At 53.5% G+C, this 3672-nt stretch carries 4 protein-coding genes; all 4 read left to right on the forward strand.

Going from position 1 to position 3672, the window contains the following annotated elements; all coding sequences use genetic code 11:
* The first annotated feature begins 321 nt into the window (after positions 1-321).
* The gene (minC, locus tag ACIQ0R_RS11820) at positions 322-1071 is read left to right on the forward strand and encodes a septum site-determining protein MinC (RefSeq protein WP_395827636.1); all 750 of its coding nucleotides are present in this window, start codon (positions 322-324) and stop codon (positions 1069-1071) included.
* A gap of 208 nt (positions 1072-1279) precedes the next feature.
* Positions 1280-2095, forward strand: a complete 816-nt coding sequence (gene minD / locus ACIQ0R_RS11825; RefSeq protein ID WP_395827639.1) for a septum site-determining protein MinD — start codon at positions 1280-1282, stop codon at positions 2093-2095.
* A 1-nt stretch (position 2096) separates the two neighbouring features.
* Complete coding sequence (gene minE / locus ACIQ0R_RS11830) at positions 2097-2348, forward strand: cell division topological specificity factor MinE (protein WP_395827642.1); 252 nt, start codon at positions 2097-2099, stop codon at positions 2346-2348.
* Positions 2349-2798: 450 nt separating this feature from the next.
* Complete coding sequence (locus tag ACIQ0R_RS11835; RefSeq protein WP_395827645.1) at positions 2799-3488, forward strand: response regulator transcription factor; 690 nt, start codon at positions 2799-2801, stop codon at positions 3486-3488.
* The last annotated feature ends 184 nt before the right edge of the window (positions 3489-3672 follow it).

Here is a 3672-nt window from a genome sequence, read left to right on the forward strand (position 1 = left end):
TTGCACGGCTAGCTCCTTGAACTCCGCCGTGTACATCTGTTTTGGTATCTTCTTCATTGCTGGTCTTTCCAAAGGATCGTTGATTTTACGTTACCTATGGAAGACTAAATTTCGGGGGAAGCTCAAATCGACCAAGCGGCGCAGGAAAGCCACACTTACAGCATGCTTTTTTTGCTATCACTCTGGGATTTGGTAAGATCGTGGGATACGACACTATTAAACATTGCTTTTTACGAACCAATTAACTTATCGTCGCTCCATACACCAATCCGCCGGTGCATCCTGCCGCCATGTCGGGCCGCCCATTCAACTCGCTGCTTTATGTTCAACAACAAATCCCGCAAGCCAATTGAAATAAAAATTGCAACTGTGGTGGCAGTTTCGGCCATCTTGCATGATGCAGATCCGATGAACTTGGAAGCAGCGCTTCAGGAGATGACGGGAGGCGTCGCCGACTTTTTCGACAATGAATTCGCCGTCATCGACGTCAGCGGATTACCGCCCGACCACGCCAGCATTGATTGGCCGCAATTGATCGGGCTGCTCAAGAAATACCAATTGAATGCGGTCGCCGTGCGGAATGCGCCAGCCGACATGGAGGCCGCCATCATCGCCAGCGGACTGAGCATCGACAACGTCAGCGCCGCACGCCAGGAGCCGGCGGCGGAATCAGCGGCACCAGCGCCAGCCCCCGCGCCGGCTGCGGTTGCGCAGAAAGTTAGCTCAGGCACCATGATCGTCGACACGCAGATTCGCGCGGGACAACGTATTTATGCGCGCGATGCCGATCTGGTGATCACCGCAACCGTCAACAATGGTGCAGAGATCATCGCCGACGGCAGTATTCACGTCTACGCACCCCTGCGCGGGCGGGCATTGGCCGGCGCCAGCGGCAATACCTCGGCACGGATTTTTGCCGCCAGCATGGAGGCAGAACTGGTATCGATTGCGGGTATTTACCGGACTTTTGAGAACGGTCTGCCGCCGGAACAGAAGGGGCAACCTGCACAAATTCGCTTGAGCGGCGACCGGATTGACGTAATATCGCTCAATTCCGCAGCCCGCAATTAATTGACTCCGGGGCTGGGATCGCATAAGTTTTTTTCGAGGCGCTGTTATCACAATGAAATTCTGTTTTTCTGTTTTGCAGCCGCTTTTTACAATTTAACCGTTTTATTTATTTAGTCAGTTGGGGACAGAGCCGCGCCGCTAGCGTGATTCGCTACGCATCGTTGGCGCTTACGCTCTGTCTCGCAATGCATAACCTTAGGAGCTCTTCGTGGCAAAAATCATCGTTGTTACGTCCGGCAAAGGCGGAGTTGGCAAAACCACCTCCAGCGCGAGTTTTGCATCCGGTTTGGCCATGCGCGGCCACAAGACGGCTGTACTCGACTTCGATGTCGGCCTGCGTAACCTGGACCTGATCATGGGCTGCGAACGCCGCGTCGTGTACGATCTGATCAACGTCGTCAACAAAGAAGCCTCGCTGACCCAGGCTCTGATCAAGGACAAGCATTGCGACAATCTGTTCATCCTGCCTGCATCGCAAACCCGCGATAAGGATGCCTTGACGGAAGAAGGCGTGGAAGCCGTGCTCAACGACCTGATCAAGATGGATTTCGAATTCATCATCTGCGATTCGCCGGCCGGCATCGAGCGCGGCGCGGTGATGGCGCTGACCTTTGCCGATGAAGCAATCGTAGTCACCAATCCGGAAGTCTCGTCGGTACGCGACTCCGACCGTATCCTCGGGATCATTCAGGCCAAGTCGCGCCGCGCACAAAACGGTGGCGAGCCGGTCAAAGAGCACCTGCTGATCACCCGATATTCGCCGAAACGCGTCGAAGCCAGTGAAATGCTGTCGTACACTGATGTCCAGGATATCCTGCGCATACCGCTGATCGGCATCATTCCAGAATCGGAATCCGTCTTGCACGCCTCCAACCAGGGCAATCCGGCGATCCATATCAAGGGCAGCGATGTTGCACTGGCCTACGAAGATGTCGTCTCGCGCTTCCTTGGCGAGGACGTTACCCTGCGTTTCACTTCCTATGAGAAACCGGGCTTCCTGCACCGCATCTTTGGAGGGAAATAACATGGCATTGCTCTCGTTCTTATTCAACAACAAGCCGAAGACGGCTTCGGCCGCCAAAGAGCGATTGCAGATCATCATCGCCCGAGAACGCAATGGACGCAGCGGCCATGACTTTCTGCCGGCGCTGCACAAAGAACTGATCGAGGTGATCTCCAAGTACGCCAAGGTGAATGCCGACAATATCAAGATTTCTCTCGACCGCCAGGGAAATCTCGAAGTACTGGATGTCAACGTAGTATTGCCCGACGCTTAAACGCGCTATGCGCCCTGTACCGGGCCGGTGCAGCCAGTGTCATTTCGCTGGCTGCCGCCGAACCACTGCGATGAAGATGTCATGGGCGCGTAAGCAGGATATATCGGTATATTGACCGGCGCGTCGACATCGATTTGCTGCACATGCCCGGGTTCGCGATTGTTTTAGCCTAAAAGGTGGTATTTTATCAATCCCCCTCAACCACTAGCGTGCGACAAATTCCAACGCACATAAAGACAAACCCGTCGCAGAGCAGCGCTTTGACCGATGCAACTCGACATCCGGCCGAGATCACTTATTGTTTTTTTAATTTTTTTGTGGCGAAACAAAACCACTGAAAAAATAAAATATTTTTCTACGGCAATGCGGCAACAAGATTAATATACTCGTGCGTTCGCTACAATTTCGATACCTGCCCTCTGGGCGGGCGCCGCCTTACCTATATAAAACATGAGAATTGCTGTCCTTGATGACGACCCCAGTCAAACCGATCTAGTTTGCCAGGTGCTCACATCCAGTGGGCATACCTGCCATCCATTTCAGAGTGGGAAAGAGATACTGAACCAGCTGCGTAGAGAGAGCTACGACATGTTGGTTCTCGATTGGCAAGTCCCAGACCTGAGCGGACCGGAGGTATTGCGCTGGGTTAGAGAAAAACTGCCCAGAACCATCCCGGTCTTATTCATCACCAGCCGCTCAGGCGAGGATGACATCGTTGAGGGCCTGGCCGCTGGCGCCGACGATTACATGATTAAACCGATCCGCCGCAGCGAGCTGGTTGCTCGCGTGCAAGCCCTGTTGCGGCGCGCCTATCCGATCCAGAGTTCGAGCGAACAAATCGTCTTTAACGACTATCTGTTTGAAACCCGCTCCGGGCGCCTGACCTTGGCCGGCAAGCCGATTGAGATTACGCAGAAGGAATTCGATCTGGCATTGTTGTTTTTCCGCAACTTAGGCCGCCCACTGTCGCGGGCGTATATTCTTGAAGCGGTATGGTCACGTGACGTCGATATCCCCTCTCGGACCATGGACACGCATGTGTCGCGGGTACGGAGTAAGTTACAATTGCGGCCAGAAAACGGTTACCGATTAGCTCCTGTCTATAGCTATGGTTATCGATTAGAACAACTCACGGGATAAAGCGCCTCTTGGTTGCACCGACAAACGAATAATATGCGCAACACCATCTGAGCTTCCCTCGATTTTTCGTCTTCCAACAGGTGGCTTTTATGCCGCCTGTTTTTCCTGATGTTGCTCAGTGAGCCAGTCATCTAAATACTGGCAGGGTGAACGATAGTCAAGCGTCGAATGCTGCCGTTGGCGA

Origin of the sequence: Collimonas sp. (assembly GCF_044339385.1) — a bacterium.
Classification (GTDB): domain Bacteria; phylum Pseudomonadota; class Gammaproteobacteria; order Burkholderiales; family Burkholderiaceae_D; genus Collimonas.

What these genes read in the sequence shown, in the direction of transcription:
- ACIQ0R_RS11835 (WP_395827645.1), top strand. Translation starts at nt 2,799, where the DNA reads ATGAGAATTGCTGTCCTTGATGACGACCCCAGTCAAACCGATCTAGTT.
- minE (WP_395827642.1), top strand. Translation starts at nt 2,097, where the DNA reads ATGGCATTGCTCTCGTTCTTATTCAACAACAAGCCGAAGACGGCTTCG.
- minC (WP_395827636.1), top strand. Translation starts at nt 322, where the DNA reads ATGTTCAACAACAAATCCCGCAAGCCAATTGAAATAAAAATTGCAACT.